We start from the raw sequence: 21,187 nt of genomic DNA on the forward strand, positions 1-21,187 counted from the left end.
GGCGGTAGATGCGGTTGATGCTGGCGTGACTTTTCATGGGAGTCTTTTCGGAAGGTCAGGAAATCCGGCTACCGCCTGGGCGAGCGGTGGAAAAAAGACGAGCAGCCAGCTCGCGCATGTAACCATAAGTATCCACCAATTGAACGTCCGGATGTATGGTTAAAAGGCGGCGTGTGGCATTTCGGAACACCGGCCTGGCCATGCGGGCACAGGGCCCCACTGGCAAAAAATTTTGCTATGCTTTTAATAGCTTCTTGCGCCCGTCTGCATTGCCTTACAGGCACTTTTAATGCTAAAAAAATAGCCAAAATTGCCTGAAAAGCAGTTTTTCACCGTTTTTCCGGCCCCATTGGGTTCGTTAGATGCAAAAAAGGCATTTTTTGGTCGATTTTTAAGCATGAAACCAGGACTTCAGGCAATACAGACGGGCGCAAGCAGCTATCAAAACAATAGCATTCAGAGCTATGCGTACAGCGCTCGACGGCACGGCGGCCTGGCAGTCAGCGCCTGTACCTGAAAAGCCCCACGCTTTTCACTTTGTGTAATGCGCTGCCCCTCCCAATGGGGCGCTGCGCCTGCGGCCCCTGCTGGTCTGAAGCCAAGGAAGCCGCTGCATGCGCTTGAGAGTTACTCGTTCTCGCCCGTGCTGCCGGCTTCGGCAGCGGCTGCCCTCAGGGCATCGACCTGCGCATCGGGGCTGGGGCCGATGCGGGGGTTCGCGGAGCGGTTCACGCCGGCCAGGTAGATCATCGCGCTGCGGTAGGCCTCGTCGATCAGGAAGTTGCCACCCGAAATCGTCAGCGTGCCACCCGTGATGTCATAGCCTTCCTGGCCCGACCAGGCGAAGTAGCTGCCGGGGTTGGTGCCGCTGGCGGCCGTGACGCCCGGCGCACCGGCGCCCGACTGCTGCGCACCGTTGTAGGCCACGCTGGTGTCGGGCAGCGTGAGCGGCTGCAGAAAGCTGCGCAGCAGCGGGCCGGTCTGGCCTTCATAAATGCGCCACGAGGCCGTGGAGCCGCCTTGGGTGGTGATGTCCCAGCCGGTGAAGGTGGCCGCCTGCATCATCTGTGCGGTGGTCTTGCCGGTGCCGCCTGCGCTGCTGCCCTGGCCGGACGTGTTGACGTCCCAATAGCTGTTGTTTGTCGCGGCCGTTCCGACCTGTTCGGCCACCAGCCCGCCTGCCATACCGGTAGCAGTGACGCGGCCGGTGCTGTAGGCGCGCGTGATGATGCCGTCCAGCGAGCTGCCGACCAGCCCGCCCACCTTGTCGTCGCCACTCACGGCGCCGCTGGCGTACGCGTCGGTGATGCCGCCCTGGCTGAGTTCGCCCACCAGGCCGCCAACCTCGTCAATGCCCTGCACCGTTGCCGTGCTGTAGACATTGCTGAAGGTGGTGCAGCAGCCCTGCCCCGCGATGGCGCCCACAAAGTCGGCGCCGGTGATGCTGCCGCCCACCAGCCCGAGGTTCTGGATGCTGGTGCTCTGCGTAAGGCCGAACAGGCCCACGAAGTTGTCGCCCGGACGGTTGATAAAGAGGTTGCGTATCTTGTGGTTGAGGCCGTCGAAGCGGCCCTCAAAAATACCTGGTGCGCCAACGCCACCCAGGGTATCGAAACCCGCGCCGGCGTTCCAGTTCACCGTGTCGCTCGCGTCGATGTCGGCGCCCAGCACGTAGTTGCCGGTGGGATTGCCGTTGATGCCCTGCAGGTCGGTGCCGGTGGTGCTGCCTGCCACGCCCAGGCTGGTGATGACTTTGTACGGGTCCGTGACGCCGTCGCTGCCCAGCCGGGTGCTGAAGTTGTCGCCAGCCCGCAGGTTGACCGGCGCGCGCACGTTGTACGTTGCAGTGTTCCCCGCATTGATGGCGCCCAGCCCGTATTCCAGTGCCAGCTTCCCGTTGGCGTGCTGCGAGGTGATGGACGCGTTGATGTTGATATTGCGCCAGGCGCTCAAGGTCAGCGTGGTGCCCGCGTTCCAGGTGAAGGCCGCGTTGACGTGGATGTCGCCGTTATCCGTGCCGCCTGCATTGTTGGTCGCCAGCGCCACATTGCCCAGGTTGAGGCTGGCGGCCAGGGTGCCCGCGCCTATGCCGCTGCCGGTCAGCGCACCGCTGCCCGCGGCGATGGTGAAGTCGGTCGGGTCTATCAGCCATGTGCCGTGGTTGCCGCCACCGCCTGCAGAGGCCAGCGTGGTGATGACAGCGCCGTCGGCCACCTTGACGTGTGCCGCGGACGTTTCGACAAAGCCGCCGTCACCGCCCGTGGGGGCCGATGCATCCAGCGTGCCGCCTGCGTTCACCGTGCCGGTGTCCATGTCGCCCATCAGCAGGATACGGCCGGCCTTGTTCTGCAGGGTTTTGGCTTCGATGATTCCGGTGTTGTTCACCGTGGCCGTGGTCAAGCTGTCCATGGCTTTCGCGGAAAGCAGTACTTGCCCGCCGTTCGCCTGGATCAAATGTTTGTTCTCGGCCAGCGCGTTAATGGCGCCCTGGTCGATGCTGTAGCCCAGCAGGCTGCCGTTATCAATGTTCAGCGTGACCTTGTTGCCTGCGGCCAGAAGTGCAGTGCCCAGCGATGCCGTCATCACGCCTTCATTGCGTACTTCGGGCGCCAGCAAGGCGAGGTAGCCACCCTGCCCCGCGTTCAGCGTGCCCTGGTTGACAACCGAGCCGACCGAGCCTGTGAACACATGGTTGCCGGACATGAAGTCGGCATTGCTCATGCCCAAGGTTGAAGCCACCAGTCCGCCCACGTTGACCTGGCTGCCCGCACCAAACAGCACGCCGTTCGGGTTGAGGATGAACACCTGGCCGTTGGCCGTGAGGCTGCCAAGCAGTTCGCTCGGGCTGCTGCCGGTGATGCGGTTCAGCGCAATGGCCTGGGCGTTGGGCTGGTTGAACACCAGCGCTTCATTGGCACGGGTAGACAGGCTGGTCCAGTCAATCGCCACGCGCTGGCTGGACTGGTTGATGGTGGTGGTGTTGCCCACCGTGGCCAGGCTGGCGGCGCCCGCAGACACGCTGGCGCTGGCGGCGTCTGCGGCCCGGGCCTGCTGGGCACCTCCGGCAAGCAGGAGCAATGCAGCGCTGCAGGCGGCGTTGAGTGTGAAGCCGCCCGTTGGCCTGGCACAGCGTCGGGCGCCACTCTTGCTGCGGCCCCTGGCGTTTTCGGCAACCGCTATCCACAGGCTTGACACTGCGTTCCAGACGAAGCGGTAAATGCGGTTGATGCCGGCATGGCTTTTCATCTGTAGCCTTTCGGGACAGGACGGGCGGCAATGCCCACAGGATATCTCTTTTCCTGCCGGCGATGGCCTGCCATCTGGGGCCACAGGCCCATGCGCCGCGCATGACAAATGCCATATTACGACGCCCCGGACCGGCGCGATAGCCTGGGTTTCGCGCATGGCGCAGCCCTGGGAGCCCTACTTGCTACAGTTTTGATAGCTGCTCGCGCTCGTCCTTGCTGCGCTACAGCCTGATTTTGCTGTAAAACTCAAGAATTGCGGCCGAACAGCCCTGCGCGAGTTACCTGCAGGGGGCGGGGCCGCCAGGGTCCAAGCCCCTGTCCGCTATGATTTTTATAGCTGCTTGCGCCCATCCCCATTGGGCTCAGGGCTTTTTTTCTTAAGAAATAACACCTGGCGACAAAGGGATGGCTCGGCGCAGGGGAAGTCACGTTGTGGCCTCTTCATAATCACCCCATGAAGTTTTCACACAGCTATCCCCATTCCATGGCCAGGAGCCACCCCTTGCGCAAATTCACCGGTTTGGCCCTTGCCACCTTGTTCTGCGGCCTCGCCGCTGCGCAGACGGCCAAGCCCACACCGCCCGCCCCTGCGTCAGTACCCTCGCCCCAACCCCTCGTTGGCACCTGGAGCTGGACGCTGGCAGGAAAAGCCTGCACCGAAACCTGGCAATACAGCGCCAAGGGCACCCGGCTTAACACCAGCGGCGAAGAAGTCACGCGAGGCGACTACGAAATATCCGCAGCGCCGAGTGCGCAGGGGTTTTACCGGCTCACCGACACCGTGACCGACAGCAATGGCAAGCGGGACTGCTCAGGCGACCTGCATGAAGCGTCGGACCCGCCGGTCGTGCGGTTCATCCAGTTCAGCCCCAAACAGGATCAGCTCATAGTGTGCAAGGAAGAGTCGCTGCAGGCCTGCTTCGGGCCCTTGAAGCGGATGCCGGGCTAGCGCCCTTGCGAGCGCTCAGCGGCCGCTGATCAGCGACTGCAAAACACCGGGGGTGAAATGCTCGCCGATGTAATCGGCCAGGCCGTCGAACACCGAGTCCAGCGTGGGCACCGTGGCGCCAAACAGCGCCTGCAGCACCGCCGGGTCTTCAAACATGCCGTGCAGGTACAGGCCCAGCACATTGCCGCGAATGTTCTGCCAGGCCAGGCCGTCGGCCATTACCGCGCTGGCCGTATCGCCCGCAGCGGCCAGCGCCGGGTGCTGCGCGGTCTGGCCGTGGTGGATTTCATAGCCCTGCAGGGCCACGCCTGACAAGGCTGCCCAGGCGCCATCTACCTCACCGAAGCGGGCTTGCCGCTGCCGCACCGTTTTATCTTCTTCAAACACGGTGACCACCGGCAGCAGGCCCAGCCCCGGCGCGTTGCCGTCTATGCCATGCGGGTCAATCAGCGCCTCCCCCAGCATCTGCAGCCCACCGCAAATGCCCAGCACCGCACCGCCCTGCCCTGCGTGGGCGGCAATGGCCAGGTCCAGCCCCTGCGCGCGCAGCCAGGCCAGGTCGCCGCTGGTGTGCTTGGAGCCAGGCAGGACAATCCAGTCGGCGCCGGCCAGGTCGACCGGGCTGCGCACCCATTTCAAGCGTACGCCCGGCACGTTTTTGAGAGGCTGGAATTCATCGAGGTTGCTGATGCGCGGATAGGCGATCACGGCAACCGTGGTGGAGACTTCCCCTGCCGCGGTACTGCGGTCGTCAAATACACCGTCTTCTTCGGGCAAGCCGTGTTGCCACCACATCGGCAACGTGGCCACCGTGGGGATGCCGGTCATGTCCTGCAGCATTTGTGGGCCGGGCGCCAGCAGTTTGGCGTCGCCGCGAAATTTGTTGAGCACAAAGCCCTTGATGAGTTTGCGTTCGGCTTCGTCCAGCATGGCCCAGGTGCCATACAGGTGGGCAAAGGCGCCGCCGCGGTCAATGTCGGTTACCAGCAGGCAGGCCGCATTGGCATGCTGCGCAGCGCGCATGTTGACGATGTCGCTGGACTTGAGGTTGATCTCGGCCGGCGAGCCCGCACCCTCCATCACCACCACGTCGTTTTCGGCGATCAACTCATCGAGCGCCTGCGACACCACCGGCCAGACCGAGGCACTGCGGCCGCGCCATTCCATGCGGGAGAGTTCGGGGTTGACCTGGCCCATCAACACGACCTGGCTTTGTGTGTCTTTTTCGGGCTTGAGCAGCAAGGGATTCATGCGCACGTCAGGCACCGCGTTGGCGGCGAGTGACTGGAAGTATTGAGCGGAGCCGATCTCACCCTGCGCTACGACCCTTGCGTTGTTGCTCATGTTCTGCGCCTTGAAGGGCGCTACTTTCAAACCCTGGCGCGCGTAGTAACGGCACAGCGCTGTCGTCAGCCAGCTTTTACCGGCGCCGCTGGTAGTGCCCAGCACCATGACACTTTTTGCACTCATGAATTTGTCCTGGAGAGTTGTTGCCACGCGTTGTGCAGGGCATCCTGCGCGGCTGGCGGCTGCACGCCCAGGCGCATATGGCCGGGCAAACCGAATGATGTCGTGTCGCGCAGCTTGATGCTTTGGGCGCGCAGTGCTGACAGCGCCTGCTGCAAGCTCAGGCCTTCGGGCAAGGCCGGTTGGGCGCAGAAGAAATTAGCGTCGCTGGGCAGGCAGTGCCAGCTCAATGATTCGCACAAACTGATCTGCCGGGCTTTCCATTCGCGCAAAGTATTGAGGCTGCCGGCGAGCCAGTCCTGCGCCTCTTTGCTCACCCAGGCTTGCAGCATGGCCTCGCCATGCGCGCCCACCGGCCACGAGGGGCAAAGCTGCTCCAGCGCGGCTACGCTGTCTTCTTGTTCCCCAGGCGCGATGACATAGGCCGCGCGCACGCCGGTCAGTCCCAGCGCCTTGTTGGGCGTCCACAGCTGCCAGATGGTTTGCAGTTGCTGCGGCGTGAGCGTAGGCGCAGCGCTGAGCCGCAGGGGCTCGTAAGCGCGGTCCAGCACGACGAGGGCCGACACTTCCTGACCTTCAACCAGCTCACCCAGGCCGCGATGTGCAGCACCCAACGGGCTGGAAGGCTCGCAGGCCCAGAGCAACTGCGCATCGTGCTGCTGGCTTGCCACCACCAGGCCATGCGCAACAGCCGCCTGCGCATAGTCGCCATAACTGTGCGGCGGCAGCCACACCGCGCGTGCGCCCTGCTGCGCGGCCAGGGTGGTCATGCGAAAGATGAATTCGCTGGCGCTGGCCGCCAGCAATACACGCGCCTCATCGACACGGTGAAAGGCCGCCAGTTGCCTGCGCAACTGCGTGTAGCCGGCGTCGGGGTAACGGGTGGCGTCAGCCTGGCGGACGGCAGCCAGCGCTGCAGGACAAGGCCCGCAGGCATTGCTGTTGGTGGAAAAGTCGTATAGCGGCACGCCCAGTGCGTCAGACCCACCGTGAATGCGCGTGGTGACCAAGCTGGTGTTCATGCCGATGCCACCAGCGCCATCAACAGCATCGCCAGGGCGGCAACCAAGGTCTGGGAGAACACCGCCTTCGAGGCCAGGGTTTGGGCCAGGGCCGTGTCCGATGCTTCAGGTGGCCGCCCTTGGGGGTTCAAGGTATATACGCCCGGCTTGCCGAGCGAGATACCCAGCGCCAACGCCATGGCTGCCATGGGCCAGCCGCTGTTGGGCGACGGGGTCTTGCAGGCTTCTTCGCGCAATGCCTTGAGCTTCAGCCCTCTTGCCGCCAACGCCAGCAACAGTGCCGTCAGGCGCGCCGGCAGCCAGGAGAGAACGTCGTCCGCGCGTGCCGCCCACTTGCCGGCCCATTCCCAATTTTTGCCACGGTAGGTGCCGCGGTAACCCCACATGGCGTCTGCCGTATTGGCAAAGCGGTACATGGCCGCTCCCGGCAAACCCAGCAACGCAAACCAGAAAACCGGGGCCACCACAGAGTCATTGAGGTTTTCAGCCAGCGACTCGATCGCGCTTTCCCGCACCTGGCTTTCAGTGAGCTGGGCGGTGTCGCGGCTTACCAGCCAGGAGAGGCGCTCCCGCCCTGCTTCCAGCGACTGGCCCAACGCCAGTTCGACCGCGCCGACTTCTTCGCGCAGCATGCGCCATGACAGCATGCATTTGAGCAACCAGGCCATCGGCACGGCCAGCAGAGCAGTGTCGATGGCGGCGCCCCAGGTAGGCGCCTCGACGTAGCCCGCCAGCTGCCAGAACACCAGTGCCTGCACCCCCCAGGCTGCTGCGCCCACCAATGCCACACCCACCCACCAGGCCAGTGTGCCGAGGAAAAAAGCCGGCCCGGGCGGGCAGCGCACGGTAATGCTTCCGCAGGCCCGAAGGTAGTTTCCCATCCAGACCACCGGATGCACACCTGTAGGTGGCTCACCGAAAGATTTGTCTACCCACAAAGCCAGCAACAGCACCACACCGAGCACGCACGCCGTGTACCCTGCCATGGAAGCAGGAACGGCAAAGGCATGAAAACTGGCCCACTGCATAAACATCTCAGCCGGCTTCCGGCTCACGCGGGGTGGTCTGGCCCCAGCAGTCTTCAAACACCATGTCGACCAGCGGGGCACGGCGCGCCCACTTTTCAGCCTGCAGCATGGGCTGGTCATAAAAGGCCTGGACCGGGCCCAGACACAACACCGCAATCGGCTTGCTGCCTTCAGGCATCTGCAACAGCCCGCCCAGCTGCTGCGGGTCAAAGATCGAGACCCAGCCCATGCCAAGGCCCTCGGCACGGGCGGCCAGCCAGAGGTTCTGGATGGCGCAGGCTGCCGAGGCCAGATCCATTTCGGGCAGGGTACGGCGGCCAAACACATGCTGCTCGCGCCCTGGCGGCAAGGCCACGACCAACACCTCGGCAGCATCGAGCACGCCCTGCACCTTGAGCTTCATGAACTCGTCTTCGCGCTCGCCCAGGGCCTGGGCCGTGAGCACACGTTCCTGCTCAATCAGCCCATGAATACCTTCGCGCAAGGGCCGATTGCGCACGCGAATAAAGCGCCAGGGCTGCATGAAGCCCACACTAGGCGCGTGGTGCGCGGCCGAGAGCAGGCGCTGCATCACATCGTCAGCCACCGTGCCGCCGCTGAAGTGGCGCATGTCGCGCCGCTCGAAGATGGCACGGTAGACCGCCTGTTGCTCGGTGTCGCTGAAGGCGTGGCCGGGTCGGGCCGCATCGGCCGGGCCCGCCCCGACGGCGGAGACAAAGCCCGTCACACCATTCACTGAGGAGCTTGCACCGCACCCGCTACGGGTACGTCTGCACGCTGCAGTACCACCAGCAAAGCCGGACGCACCCAGCGCTGGAAGGCCAAACCACTGACCAGACCCAGGCTCACCCAGAACGACAAAGACACCCAGGTTGTGGCCCAGATGAACTGCGTGCCGAGTTGTTCCAGAGCGGCATGGGCTTCGGGGCCAAAACCGGCCAGGGCATCACCTTGAAGCTTGGGCGCACCCACCACAAATGGCAACGCCAGCAAGGCTGCGGACACCAGCCAGCGCCAGGATGCGCGCACAAAACCGGCTATGGCGCAGGCACCCGCCGCACTGCTCACTGCCAGCACCCACCAGACCTGGCGGGCCTGCAGCGGCGCGGCTTCCATGCCGGGTACTTCCGCATGCAAACCCAGCGAAGGCCAGAGGTGAAAGCTCAACCAGCCAGCTGCAGCCACCACGCCGGCCAGGCGCAGTGAAGCCACCACGCCACCGCGTTGTGCGTCACGTTTGTAAAGCCACACGCCCATCACCGCAAACACCAGCAGCGCCATGCTGAAGGCGTGCAGCATGTTGGCCACCCAGGTCCAGCCAATGCGCTCGGCGCCGTTCGCGGGTTCCCATTCCTTGGCAACGCCGTGCTCATGCGCATGCGGCGCCGTACCTTCGGCATGCACGTGGGCAGCGGGAGCGGCGGCGGGCGCCGGAGCCTCTGCCTTTTGCTCCTCGTACACCTCGGCAGCCAGAATCAGCGGGGCGGCTTGCCAGCGCTGCACGCCGGTTTGCACGCTACCCACCACCACGGCAGTGGCCAGCGCCGCCCAGATCAATCGTTGAAAAACCATAGCTGTCTCCCGGTGAAAGTGCTGCTCAGTGGCAGGGTTTAACGGTGATGTGGCGCACATCGTGCGCGGCGTTGTGGGCCAGCGGGCTCTCGGCAAAAGCCACGCCGTACAGCACCACCAGGCCCAGCGCGGCGGCGCCCAGCAGCGGGCGCAGCACGGCCAGGCCGGGATTCAGGGTGTGAGAAGGGTTGTGGGTCAGCGTCGTTGGTTCAGTCATGGCGTTCTCCTTGGGGTAAGTGGGAAGGTGGGTGGTGAAAAAAACAAACTTAGTGCATTTGGCCGCTCATGTCGAGCCCAGGCCGTTCAAACCAACAGGGGGCAATCGGGCAAGGATACCGCTGCGCAGGCGATCGGGCCGTGCGTTGCGGGCCAGGTTGCCGTCGGCACTCTGCACGTGCAGTTGCGCGCAGGCAATCACCTGGGCTGCGGTCTCGGCATCGGGGGCCAGGTCGCCAAAGTAGTAGCTGAATTTGCCCCGGGCTTGCAAGGTCACGGTGCAGGCGCGGGTGCAGCCGCTCATGCACGCCTGGCCGCGCAACTGAAGACCCTTGTGCAGCCCGGTGTCCAGCTCACACACCAGCAGCGCTTCCTGAACCGCTTCGAACAAGGCCAGGCCATGGGCGGGCAGCTCACGCGATGCGCCCGGCGGGCGGCAGGTGGTGCAGACAATGATTTCGGTGTCGGACATGACGATCTTTTACGGTTGGTAATCCGGAGCCATGGCCAGGCGGTGCTCCGCGCCCCAGCGCATGGCCCAGGCGGCACAGCGGCCCAGGTTCTTTTTCGGATCGTCAAAATCGACAATCACCAGATGCTGCGGGGTCAACGGCGCCTGCGGTTGCTCCAGCGTGCGGCCATCGGTCAGCAGCCACAGCCAGCACTCCGTGGGGCCGCTCTTGCGCAGCGTGCGTTGCAGCAGGCGGTCGGCCTGGGCCAAGGCTTCGGCCAGCGGTGTGCCACCGCCACCGCCCACGGGGCGCAGGCGCTGGCTGCCGGAGGCGCGAGCGCGGCCGGGGGGCAGCAGCAGTTCCACACCCTGCCCGCCAAAGCGCAACAGCGCCACATCGTCGCCCTGCCGCGCGGCCTGCTCAATCATGAAGGCCGCATGGCCCTTGGCCAGCGCCAAGCGGCCGCGCTGGCGCATGGAACCCGAGGTGTCGAGCACGATGCAATGCAGGCGACTGCTGCGCAGCGCCACGGGCTGGTAGCGCAGGTGTTCGCGTTGAAGTGGCGCAGGCCCCTTGGCCACCACCGTAGGCAGCCAGGCAATGGCCGTGCTGCGCTGCGGCGCGCTGTGGGCACGTGCCATGGCGCCTGATGAAGGAATGCGTTGGGGCGGAGGCCACCGCCAGCTGCCAGGCCCGTTACGCGGGCGGCCGCTGGGGTGGCCTAGGCTTTTTTTGGCGGCCACCCGGCTATCGCGTGGACCTTGGTGGTGCCTTCGGGCTGGGCAGGCAACGCGCCCCAGTCGCCTTGGGGCGCAGGCGGTAAAGATGGCGCAGACGGCTGGTCTTGCAAGCGCTCTGGATTGTTTGTTGGTTGGGATGATCCGTTGCTATTTCGCGGTGCCTGCCCCGCACTGCCCTCGGGCCGGCGATGTGCCAGCGCCAGCTCGGCCACCGCGTCCACATCGTCCACAGTTACTTCGTTGCGCCCTTGCAGTGCCGCCAGCGCACGCGCGGCGCGCAGCATCACCAGGTCGGCACGCATGCCGTCCACGCCTGCCGCCATGGCGCAGGCCGCCGCATGGTGCAGCACCGCGTCCGACCAGGCCAAGCTTGGCAACGCAGCACGGGCCGTCACCAGTGCGGCACTGAGCGCGCGTTGTTCTTCCGCATGCTGCTCGCGCAAGGACGCAGGATCTTCATCAAAGCCCAGTCGGGCGCGCAGGATGGCGGTGCGCTCTGCAGCATCCACCGGATTGGCCAGCGCCACCGACAGACCAAAGCGGTCCAGCAGTTGCGGGCGCAGCTCGCCCTCCTCCGGGTTCATGGTGCCCACCAGCACAAAACGTGCGGCATGCTGCTGTGAAATGCCGTCGCGCTCTACCGTGTTGACACCGCTTGCGGCCACGTCCAGCAGCGCATCCACCAGCGCGTCGGGCAGCAGGTTGACTTCGTCTACATAGAGCACGCCGTTGTGGGCGCGCGCCAACAGCCCGGGCGCCAGGCGCACCTGGCCGTCGCGCAGCACGTCTTCCACATTCAGCGCGCCCACCAGTTGCTCCAGGCTGGCGGCCAGCGGCAAGGTGACAAAGGGCGCACCGGGCAGCAGCGCGGCCAGCGCACGCGCCGCGGTGGACTTGGCCGTGCCACGCGGGCCGCTGATCAACACACCGCCAATGCCGGGGTCTATGGCTGCCAGTTGCAAAGCCAGCTGCAACTGCGGCTGGCCGACCAGCGCGGTGAATGGAAAGGCCGCGCGGGTGGCGGGCTCAACAGGAATGTTCAGTTCAGGAATGTTCATGGTCGTGCTCATGTCAAAGGTCCTTCTCCGTGTTCTTCAAGCCGGCGCTCCAGCGCCAGCAAATGGTCTTCGATGCGATCGCGCTGGTCGCCCGGCGCCTCCCACAGGCCGCGCTGCATGGCCTCCAACAGGCGCTCGCCAATGCTGCGCAGCGCGCCGGGGTTGTGCTGCTGCAAAAACGCGCGGTTGATGTCGTCGTGCAAATAAGCATCGGCCACCAGCGCATATTGATGGTCGCCCACCACGCCCGTGGTGGCGTCAAATGCAAACAGGTAGTCCACCGTGGCGGCCATCTCAAAAGCCCCCTTGTAGCCATGGCGGCGCACGCCTTCCAGCCACTTGGGGTTGACGGCGCGCGAACGCACCACGCGCGCCACTTCTTCACCCAGCGTGCGGATGCGCGGCGCACCGGGCACACTGAAGTCGCCGTGGTACAGCGTGGCCGGTGCGCCCGCCAGGTGTTCGACTGCCACCGCCATGCCGCCCTGGAACTGGTAGTAGTCGTCCGAATCGAGCACGTCGTGCTCGCGGTTATCCTGGTTGTGAAGTACTGCGTCCAGACCGGTAAGGCGCTGCTCAAAGCTGCCGCGTGCGGCCACGCCGTGCTCGCCCTGCCCGTAGGCAAAGGCGCCAGCGCGCAGATAGGCCTGTGCCAGGTCGGCGCCGTCGTTCCAGCGGCCGCTGGCCATGACCTCCTGCAGACCAGCGCCATAACCGCCGGGGCGCGGGCCAAATACGCGCCAGGTGGCTTCGCGCTGGGCGTCTTCCGCACTCAATCCCTTGGCTTCTGCCTCAGCGGCTTCGCGCTGCACACGGGCGCGGATGGGGTTCACGTCGTCGGGCTCGTCCTCTTCGCTGATCGCGGCCACGGCACGCACCGCAGTGTCGAACAAGTCAATCACATTGGGAAAGGCATCGCGAAAGAAACCCGACACGCGCAAAGTCACATCCACGCGCGGACGGTTCCTGATAGCCATGGGCAGCACTTCAATGTCCACCACCCGGCTGCTGCCGTCGGCCCACTTGGGCCGTACACCCAACAACGCAAAGGCTTGTGCAATATCTTCGCCGCCCGTGCGCATGGTGCTGGTGCCCCACACCGACAGGCCCAGGCAGCGCAGCATCTCGCCATGGTCTTGCAGGTGGCGCTCAATCACGCGCTCAGCCGCCGCGGCGCCCATGGCGTAGGCGGTCTGTGTGGGCACGGCGCGCGTGTCCACCGAATAGAAGTTGCGGCCGGTGGGCAGCACGTCAGGCCGGCCACGCGAGGGTGCACCGCTGGGGCCGGCGGACACAAACTTGCCTGACAGGCCGCGCAGGCATTGAGCAATCTCTTGCGGGCCGCAGGCGTCCAGCCGCGGACGCAGCACCTGGCGCATCCGTTGCAGCACCGGGGCGGTGTGCGGCCAGGCAGTGGCATCCCAGGGTGCATGGGCCACCACGTAGTCAGCGACAAGCTGGCGGGCCAGCAGCTCCAGCCGCTCGCGTGTATGGCCGGCGTGACGCCAGGCTTCGGTACTCATGTCTTGCAACACCGGAGGGAATGGGCCGCCCCAAGGTGCGGCCCATTCGGGGCTCAACACGCTGAAGCCGCCCACACTATCCAGCTTCAAATCCTGAGCCAATGCCATCAGCAAGCTGCGCTGGCCGGCGGCCGTACCACCTGGAAAACGCGCCAGCGCCACCAGCGTGTCGATTTGCTGGCGGCCCTGTGGTGATGTGCCCAGGATGTGCAGCCCATCGCGGATTTGAGATTCCTTGATCTCGCACAGGTAGGCGTCCAGCCGCAGCAGCAGCGCCTCACGGCTGGCGTCATCAGTGGGTTTGGCAAAACCCAGCTCCGCATGCAGGCCTTCACTGAGCACGCGCTCCAGGATGTCGACGCGCAGGCGTTGGGCGCGGCGTGGGTCCAGTGACAGGGCCTCGTAATACTCGTCCATCTGCCGCTCCAGCTTTTGCAGCGGGCCGTAGGTTTCGGCGCGGGTCAGGGCCGGCATCAGGTGGTCGATGATGACGGCCTGCGTGCGGCGCTTGGCCTGGCTGCCCTCGCCGGGATCGTTGACGATGAAGGGATACAGGTGCGGCAGCGGGCCCAGGATGGCGTCGGGCCAGCAGTTGGCGCCTAGCGCCACGCTTTTGCCGGGCAACCATTCCAGATTGCCGTGTTTGCCCACATGCACCACCGCGTCGACCGCAAACTGGCGGCGTAGCCAGAAGTAAACCGCCAGGTAGTTGTGCGTGGGCACCAGGTCGGCGTCGTGATACGTGGCAACCAAATCCAGGTCTCGCCCGCGCGCGGGCTGGATGCCGACAAACACATTCCCCAGGCGCAGGCCGGAGACCATGAAGCGGCCGCTGCGCACCATGGGGTCCTGTTCGGGGGAGCCCCACAGCGCGTTCACTGCGTCGCGGCTGGCAGCGTCCAGTTGGTTGAAGTCCTGCAGGTAGTCGGCCATGGCAAGACTCTGGCCTGCCGGCCGGATATCGTTCGCGTCCAGGTTGTTGGTCACGCCTGCCATCAGCGCGGCGATCAGTGCGTCACCGCCTTCGGGCAAGGCACCTGTGACATAACCTGCGTCCTGCATGGCGCGCAGCAGGGCCACCGTGGAGGCCGGGGTGTCCAGGCCCACGCCATTGGCCAGGCGCGCGTCATCGTTGGGGTAGTTGGCCAGGATCAGCGCGACGCGTTTGTCAGAATTTGGCTTGTCGCGAAGTACGCACCACCGGCGCGCCAGCTCAGCCACAAAGGCCATGCGTTCGGGTTCGGGCTGGTAACGCACCACGTCCACCTCGGTGCGTTCATCGCGCCAGGCCAGGCCCTTGAAGCTGATGGCGCGGGTGCCGATGCGGCCGTCCACCTCGGGCAGCACCACTTGCATCGCCAAATCGCGCGGCGCCAGGCCATGTGGGTCGGCCGCCCACTGTTCTTGCGCACAGCCTGCGGTGATCAGCTGCAGCACGGGTGCGTCGCCGGCCAAAAGCTCCATCTGTGCGCCCTCCACGCTGTCAACGTCGTCGCCATCGAGTGCGGTGATCGCAAAGCTCGTGGCGTTCAGCACCACGCCCACACCGTGCTGTACGGCCAGCGATTGCAAAAGCGCGAGGCTGGCAGGGTTCTTCAGCGAGTCCACGGCCACAGCCACAGCATTGAGACCCACCGCGTTGAGTGCGGCCAGCATGGCATCAAACACCGCCGTGTTGCCAGCTTGTACATGGGCGCGGTAGAACACCAGCAACGCCGCAGGAGCTCCGTCACGCCACGCCTGCGGCACAGGTGACTGGTAGACCAAGGCCGGTGGTAGCGCCGCAGGCGGCGTGGGTCGTGCGCCCAGGCCAAAAGCGGAGTGGCCTATCAATTCAAAAAAGTTGCGGGCGTTGTCACGGCCGCCTTCGCGCAGGCAGCGCCAGAGCTGGCGGCAATCTTCATGTGGGGCGGTGCTGCGCAGCAGCAGCTGCAGGTCTTCGCTCGCATCACCCGAGAACAGGGCCAGCCACTGTCCGCGTTCGCGTGCCAGTTCGCGCACGCGCTCCACCACATAGGCCCAGTCGCTGGCCGCGCCCAGGTGGTCGATCACCACCACGCGCGCATGCTGCAGCACATCGTCCACATACATGTCCGCCGACGCGGGCTGGCGCAGCCACATCAGGTTCGCCAGGCGCACTGTGGGAAAGTCCTCGGGCAACGCACCCGCCGCATCGGCCAACAGCGACAGCGTGGTATCCGCCGCGCTGAGCACCACGATGTCACCCGGCGTTTGCTCCACGCGCACCACGCCCTGGCCACCGTCTTCAACGTGGCCGCCGGGGCGGGTGGAGAGCAAATGCATGTTTTATTTCACAAGGTAAGGTTGAACAGTCCATCCTGGCGCAGGTCGATGGGGCGCTCTGCGCAGCGGCATAAAGGAGGAGCCCGCAGGGCGGAGGACAGCCGCGGAGCGGAGTGCCCCGTCGGCCTGTGCCCGCCACAAAACTAAAGCTTCAGCGTGCATTTGGATTCAAGCCGCGACGGGTGCCGCCAGCGCCGCACTCAACTCAGCCTGCAACACAGCCGCATTGAGCTCGGAACCAATCAGCACCAGGCGCGACTGGCGCACTTCATCCGCACGCCAGGGGCGATCGAAGTAGCTGTCAAAGCGCGTACCGACGCCCTGCACCACCAGGCGCATGGCCACACCGGGCAAGGCCACAAAACCCTTGGCGCGGTAAATCTCGTGGCGGCCCACCACATCGCGCAGCGCGGCCAGCAATGCTTCGCGGCCGGTCACGTCCAGCGCCACCTGCACCGAGTCAAACGCATCATGGTCGTGGTCTTCTTCCTCGTCGTGATGCGTCTTGCGCTGGTCGATCTGGTCTTCCACTGCGCGCTCCAGGCCCAGCAACACGCCAATATCGATGCGGCCATGCTGCGCATGCACCAGCTTCACACCGGGCAAGGTTTCGGCGCGGATGGCGGCTTCCACACCCACCAATTCTTCGGCCGTCAACCCATCCGTCTTGTGCACGATCACCAGATCCGCCGTGGCCAGTTGATCTTCAAACAACTCGTGCAGCGGCGAGTCGTGGTCCAGGTTGTCGTCGGCGCGGCGCTGGGCGTCCACGGCCACCGGGTCGTCGGCAAAATCACCGGCGGCCACCGCAGGCGCGTCCACCACGGTCACCACCGCATCCACCGTGAAGGTGTTGCGCAGCGCGGGCCACTGGAAGGCCTGCACCAGCGGCTTGGGCAGTGCCAGGCCAGAGGTCTCGATGATCAGATGGTCGATCTGGTCACGGCGCTTGGCCAACTGCTCCATCACGGGCGCGAACTCTTCCTGCACCGTGCAGCACAGGCAGCCGTTGGCCAGCTCATACAGCTGGCCATTTTCTTCACCGTTCTCGTCGCAGCCAATGCCACAGCCGCGCAGCAGTTCGCCGTCGATGCCGAGTTCGCCAAACTCATTGACGATGACTGCAATGCGACGGCCCTGCGCGTTGGCCAGCAGGTGGCGCAAGAGCGTGGTCTTGCCGCTGCCCAGAAAGCCGGTGACGATGGTGGCGGGAATTTTTCGGGTTTGCATAAGAGTCTCTCGGGTAAAGAAAATTAACGGGGCGCGTCACGGGGAGGCAGGGCCTTGAGGCACTCCACCAGCATCTGGGCGGCCTCGCCCAGGCGGGGGCCAGGGCGTGACAGCAGGTCCATGCGTTCAGTATCCAGCAGGCACAGCTGCTGCTGGCGCACTGCCGGCAGTGCACTCCAGCCGGGGCGGTCTGACAGATTGGCCAGCGTGGCGCGCGGGCCAATGATGAGATCGGGGGGGCGGCGCAGCAGCAGCTCGGGGTTGATCCTGGGGAACAGGCCCAGGTCGCCGCTCACCACATTGACCAGGCCCAGCCTGGCCACGGTCTCGCCAATAAAGCTTTTTTCGCTGGCGGCAGACGACCCTGCCCCCACTTCCACATACACGCTGCGCCCGCGCAATGCGGCGGGCATGCGGCCCGCGGCGATGTCGAGTTCGGTGTCGATACGGACTATCAGTTCGTTGGCGCGGGCCGGTTCACCCAAGGTGTCGCCCAGCTTCACCAGCATGCGTTTCAGATCCGAATGGGTGCGGGCATCCAGCATCATCACCGGCACGCCCAGCGCCTGCAGGCGTTCCCCCGCGCGGCTGCGCGGACCCAGCAAGACCAGATTGGGACGCAAGGTCACAATGCGCTCGACCTGCGCGTCTTCCAGCCCGCCCACCTTGGGCAGCGCCAGTACCGGAACGGGCCAGGTGGAGTGGCGATCGGTGCCCACCAGCTGCGCGCAGCGGCCCAGCGCACACACGGCTTCGGTCAGCGAGGGCGCGAGCGTGACGATGCGCGACACCGGCTGCGAGCTCTGCGCCATCGCGAAGCTGCAGAGCAGCCCGAGAACTGCCAGCAACGAGACCGTGGGCAGCAGGCGCAATGCCATACGTGCAGCAAAACGTGAGCGGAATTCCTCTTCACCAGCCGGGGCCGCGGAACCGGCTTTGCCGGGCCGCAGGCGCAGCGCCCCCTCGGGGGGCAGCGCATTACACGGAGCCGAAGGCGAAGTGAAAAGCGTGGGGGCCATATTTCTAATCTTCAATGCCACGTTGCGCGGGCACGCCCGCCTTGAAGTGGTGCTTGATCAAAGTCATCTCCGTCACCGTATCCGCCAGGTCCACCAGCTCACCCGGTGCATTGCGGCCCGTCAACACCACGTGCACATGCGGCGGGCGCTCGCGCAGGCAGGTCAGGATGGTTTCCAGCGGAATCCAGCCGTAGCGCAGCGGGTACATGATTTCGTCCAGCACCACCATGAAGTGCTCGCCGGCGCGAATGGTGGCTTCTGCCTTGGCCCAGCCGTCGAGCGCCAGTTGCGCCGAATGGTCCAGGTCGCGGCTCTTCCAGCTGAAGCCGTCGCCCAGGCCTTCAATAGGAATACCCAACTGCTCGAACAAGCGGTGCTCACCAAAGCGCGCCGTAGGCACCTTCATGAACTGGTAGACCTTGACGGCCTTGCCCCGGCCGTGGGCACGCAGGGCCAGACCAAAGGCCGCCGTGCTCTTGCCCTTGCCGTGGCCGGTATTGATCATGATCAGGCCACGACGCTCGGCCGTGGGAACGACACGTTCGTAATCGACGGGTGGGGTTTCAATTTGCATGGGGGCTCTCTTTGCAGGATGGTTCACTTTGGGCAGCGCAATCCACTGCCCTTGCAAGGGGTGGACGGCAATGCGTCCGTCAAATACGTCTTCCAGTGCGCGGTGGGTGGCCAGATCGGCGCAGGCGCCTTGGTGGGTGATGCGGCCTTCAGCCATCACGACCATGGTGTCGGCTTGCAGCGCCATGGTGATCTCATGCAGCACGCTCACCACGGTTTTTCCTTCAGCCACCAGGGCACGCACCACGTCCAGCCAGTCGGCCTGGTGCGGCGGGTCGAGGTTGGCCAGGGGTTCGTCCATCAGCAGCACCTGAGCTTGCACTGCCAGCGCGCGGGCCAGCAGCACACGCTGGCGCTCGCCGCCCGACAGCTGCCCCAGGGCGCGCTCGCGCCAGTCCCAGGCGCGGGTGGCGCGCAGAGCCTGCTCCACCGCAGCACGGTCGGCAGCGCTGGGCGGCGCCAGCCAGGCCTGGTGCGGCAGGCGGCCCAGCATGGCCACGTCCCACACCGTCAAATCATCGGCAGAAGTTTCGTTTTGGCCCAGCCAGGCCAGCTGGCGGGCACGTTCACGATGCGGCAGGTTTTGCATCGGCTGGCCCAGCAGCGTGACACTGCCGCTGTGCGGCAGCACGCCGGCCAGCGCCCTGAGCAAGGTGGACTTGCCCGCACCGTTGGGGCCGACGATGCTGGTCCACCGGCCCGCTGCAATGTCCAGGCTGATGCCGTGCAGCACGTGTTGCTTTTGCAAGCCATTTCCGAGGCTGGCCCTTATGGAGTCTGCGCCAACAGCTATTGAATTTATAGCATTTCTCATGCCGCGCGCCCTCCGCCCAGGTTGCTGCTGCGATGCATCAACCACAACAGGTAGCCGCCGCCCAGCACCGCGGTGAGCATGCCCACGGGCAATTCCTGCGGGGCAATCAGCCAGCGTGCCAGCGTGTCGGCAGCCATCAACAGCACGCCACCCATCAGGCTGGAGAGCAGCATCAGGTGGGCGTGCGTGGTCTTGACCACCGAGCGCACCAGATGCGGCGCGGCCAGGCCCACAAAGGCAATCAGCCCGGTTTGGGCCACCGCGGTGCCCGTGGCCAGCGCCAGCACCGCCACCAGCGCCGCCCGCATGGGCGCCACGGGCAGGCCCAGGCTGACGGCGGTGGCGTCGCCCAGGCTCAGGCCGTCGAGCACGCGCGCCAGCAGCCACGCCGCCAGCACACACACGCCCCAGACACTGGCCATGAGCACGCACGAGGTCCAACCGACAAAGGCGGTCGAGCCCAGCATGAAGGCCTGCATGGCCTGCAACGATTCGGGCGAGAACAGCAGCACCAGGTGCGTCATGGCACCCAGCACCACGCCCACCACCACACCGGCCAGCAGCAGGCGCAGCGTGTGGCCCACACCGCGCGACAGCACCAGCGTGAGCATCACCGCGAACACCGCGCCCAGAAACGCCGCACCGGTCAGCCCCAGACGCACCCACAAGCTGCTGGAGAACACGCTGACGGCCATGCCGCCACTCATCATGCTTCCTACCGATCCTCCCAACATACCGGCGCCCCCACCCAAAGCGGCCAATGCCAGCGCCACGCCCAGCGAAGCACCCGAGGCGCTGCCCAGCAAATACGGATCCGCCAGCGGGTTGCGAAACAGGCCCTGGGCTACGGCACCGGCCAGGCCCAGCAAGGCGCCGGCGGCCCAGGCACCCAAGGTGCGCGGCAGGCGGATCTGCCAGATGATTTGCTGTGCCATGGCGGTTTGCTGCGGGTCCTGTGCGGGGTTGAGCAGCGGACGAATGAGGTTCTCCAGCCCCGCGCTGCCCACACAGATGCCCAACGCCACCAAAGCCAATGCCCCCAGCACACCGGCCCAGACCAGCCAGAAAACGCGAGCTTGCATCATGGTTTGGCTCCCGGGGCGGGCGCATTTTTCAGCAGACATTGGGCCATCAGGCGCGCACCTTCAGCCATGCGCGGACCGGGGCGTACCAGCATGTCAGCCTCGTCGGGTGGAAAGATGCAGACCCGCTGCTCGCGCAGTGCGCGGATGCTTTGCCAGCCGGGCCTGGCTGTCAAACCGCCGGCGCTGCGCTGGCCGATCATGATCAGGTCAGGGTTGGCGCGAACGATGTATTCGGGGTTGAGCTTGGGGAACGGCCCGAGCTTGGCCGGCACGATGTTTTTGGCACCCAGGCGCGTGAGCGTTTCACCAATAAAGGACGACTCGCCCGCCGCATACGGGCCCTGGTTGACCTCAAAGTAGACCTTCACATTGCGCACGCTGACCGGCAGCGACTGGGCCGCCGCGGAGACACCGACGTCAATCGCACGCCAGATGCGCGCGGCATCGGGCACATCGAGCAACTGGCCCAGCTTGAGCATCACACGCTGCACATCGGCATGGCGCTTGGGCTCCAGGGCCACTACCTTGATGCCCAACGCCTGTAGCCTTTCGCCCGCGCGCGACGAGGTGGCCATCAGCACCACATCGGGCTTGAGTGCCACGATCATCTCGATATTCGGGTCCAGCCCGCCACCGACCTGAGGCAGCTTTTGCACGCTGGCCGGGAAGTTGGAATAGCGGTCTACCCCCACCAGACGCTGGCATTGGCCCAGCTCGCACACGGTCTCCGTCAGCGAAGGTAGCAGGCTGACAATACGCTGCGGCGCGGCGGGCAAGGTGACGGTGACCCCTCGGTCATCGGTGACCTGCAAGGCACGAGCGACACCCGCCAGACCAAAGGTAAAGGCAAACGCAAAAACGAGCATTACCAAGACGCGGGGCGGCAG

At 65.4% G+C, this 21,187-nt stretch carries 17 protein-coding genes and 1 pseudogene; 1 reads left to right on the top strand and 17 read right to left on the bottom strand.

Going from position 1 to position 21,187, the window contains the following annotated elements:
• Positions 1 to 627 precede the first annotated feature (627 nt).
• The gene (locus AC1DWI_RS00555; RefSeq protein ID WP_477669217.1) at positions 628 to 3,246 is read right to left on the bottom strand and encodes a two-partner secretion domain-containing protein; all 2,619 of its coding nucleotides are present in this window, start codon (positions 3,244 to 3,246) and stop codon (positions 628 to 630) included.
• Positions 3,247 to 3,702: 456 nt separating this feature from the next.
• Between AC1DWI_RS00555 and AC1DWI_RS00560 the strand changes: the two genes are divergently transcribed.
• A complete protein-coding gene (locus tag AC1DWI_RS00560) occupies positions 3,703 to 4,197 on the top strand; it encodes a hypothetical protein (RefSeq protein WP_477669216.1) in 495 nt (164 codons plus the stop codon).
• 15 nt (positions 4,198 to 4,212) lie between these two features.
• On the opposite strand, the gene AC1DWI_RS00565 is transcribed toward AC1DWI_RS00560, so the two are convergent.
• The 16 genes and pseudogenes from AC1DWI_RS00565 to AC1DWI_RS00640 form a co-directional block, all read right to left on the bottom strand.
• Entirely contained in the window at positions 4,213 to 5,667 is a 1,455-nt protein-coding gene (locus tag AC1DWI_RS00565) for a cobyric acid synthase (RefSeq protein WP_477669215.1), read from the bottom strand.
• Complete coding sequence (locus AC1DWI_RS00570; protein WP_477669214.1) at positions 5,664 to 6,686, bottom strand: aminotransferase class I/II-fold pyridoxal phosphate-dependent enzyme; 1,023 nt, start codon at positions 6,684 to 6,686, stop codon at positions 5,664 to 5,666. The genes AC1DWI_RS00565 and AC1DWI_RS00570 overlap by 4 nt, the downstream gene beginning before the upstream one ends.
• Positions 6,683 to 7,714, bottom strand: coding sequence for an adenosylcobinamide-phosphate synthase CbiB (gene cbiB / locus AC1DWI_RS00575; RefSeq protein WP_477669611.1), 1,032 nt, complete (start codon positions 7,712 to 7,714; stop codon positions 6,683 to 6,685). Before cbiB ends, AC1DWI_RS00570 begins: the two co-directional genes overlap by 4 nt.
• Before the next feature lie 7 nt (positions 7,715 to 7,721).
• Positions 7,722 to 8,342 carry a 5,6-dimethylbenzimidazole synthase gene (gene bluB, locus AC1DWI_RS00580; protein ID WP_477669610.1) on the bottom strand — a complete coding sequence of 207 codons (621 nt, stop codon included), beginning with the start codon at positions 8,340 to 8,342 and terminating at the stop codon, positions 7,722 to 7,724.
• 104 nt (positions 8,343 to 8,446) lie between these two features.
• A complete protein-coding gene (locus tag AC1DWI_RS00585; protein ID WP_477669213.1) occupies positions 8,447 to 9,286 on the bottom strand; it encodes a CbtA family protein in 840 nt (279 codons plus the stop codon).
• A gap of 25 nt (positions 9,287 to 9,311) precedes the next feature.
• Positions 9,312 to 9,503: a CbtB domain-containing protein gene (locus tag AC1DWI_RS00590; protein ID WP_457280507.1), complete on the bottom strand. Its 192-nt coding sequence runs from the start codon at positions 9,501 to 9,503 to the stop codon at positions 9,312 to 9,314.
• A gap of 66 nt (positions 9,504 to 9,569) precedes the next feature.
• Positions 9,570 to 9,974: a DUF1636 family protein gene (locus AC1DWI_RS00595; protein WP_477669212.1), complete on the bottom strand. Its 405-nt coding sequence runs from the start codon at positions 9,972 to 9,974 to the stop codon at positions 9,570 to 9,572.
• A gap of 9 nt (positions 9,975 to 9,983) precedes the next feature.
• Positions 9,984 to 10,595: a vWA domain-containing protein gene (locus tag AC1DWI_RS00600; protein WP_477669211.1), complete on the bottom strand. Its 612-nt coding sequence runs from the start codon at positions 10,593 to 10,595 to the stop codon at positions 9,984 to 9,986.
• An 80-nt stretch (positions 10,596 to 10,675) separates the two neighbouring features.
• Positions 10,676 to 11,764: a magnesium chelatase ATPase subunit I gene (locus tag AC1DWI_RS00605; RefSeq protein WP_477669210.1), complete on the bottom strand. Its 1,089-nt coding sequence runs from the start codon at positions 11,762 to 11,764 to the stop codon at positions 10,676 to 10,678.
• Positions 11,761 to 15,579: a cobaltochelatase subunit CobN gene (gene cobN / locus AC1DWI_RS00610; RefSeq protein WP_477669209.1), complete on the bottom strand. Its 3,819-nt coding sequence runs from the start codon at positions 15,577 to 15,579 to the stop codon at positions 11,761 to 11,763. Before cobN ends, AC1DWI_RS00605 begins: the two co-directional genes overlap by 4 nt.
• Positions 15,580 to 15,747: 168 nt before the next feature.
• Complete coding sequence (cobW, locus tag AC1DWI_RS00615) at positions 15,748 to 16,809, bottom strand: cobalamin biosynthesis protein CobW (protein ID WP_477669208.1); 1,062 nt, start codon at positions 16,807 to 16,809, stop codon at positions 15,748 to 15,750.
• 23 nt (positions 16,810 to 16,832) lie between these two features.
• The gene (locus AC1DWI_RS00620; RefSeq protein WP_477697930.1) at positions 16,833 to 17,828 is read right to left on the bottom strand and encodes an ABC transporter substrate-binding protein; all 996 of its coding nucleotides are present in this window, start codon (positions 17,826 to 17,828) and stop codon (positions 16,833 to 16,835) included.
• A 4-nt stretch (positions 17,829 to 17,832) separates the two neighbouring features.
• Positions 17,833 to 18,402: a cob(I)yrinic acid a,c-diamide adenosyltransferase gene (gene cobO / locus AC1DWI_RS00625; RefSeq protein ID WP_457280977.1), complete on the bottom strand. Its 570-nt coding sequence runs from the start codon at positions 18,400 to 18,402 to the stop codon at positions 17,833 to 17,835.
• A gap of 294 nt (positions 18,403 to 18,696) precedes the next feature.
• A pseudogene (locus tag AC1DWI_RS00630) lies at positions 18,697 to 19,119 on the bottom strand (ABC transporter ATP-binding protein); the annotation flags it as partial.
• 92 nt (positions 19,120 to 19,211) lie between these two features.
• Positions 19,212 to 20,300 carry a FecCD family ABC transporter permease gene (locus AC1DWI_RS00635; protein WP_477669206.1) on the bottom strand — a complete coding sequence of 363 codons (1,089 nt, stop codon included), beginning with the start codon at positions 20,298 to 20,300 and terminating at the stop codon, positions 19,212 to 19,214.
• Entirely contained in the window at positions 20,297 to 21,166 is an 870-nt protein-coding gene (locus AC1DWI_RS00640) for an ABC transporter substrate-binding protein (protein WP_477669205.1), read from the bottom strand. The genes AC1DWI_RS00635 and AC1DWI_RS00640 overlap by 4 nt, the downstream gene beginning before the upstream one ends.
• Positions 21,167 to 21,187: the final 21 nt, after the last annotated feature.

The organism is Polaromonas sp. P3_C2 (assembly GCF_056402675.1).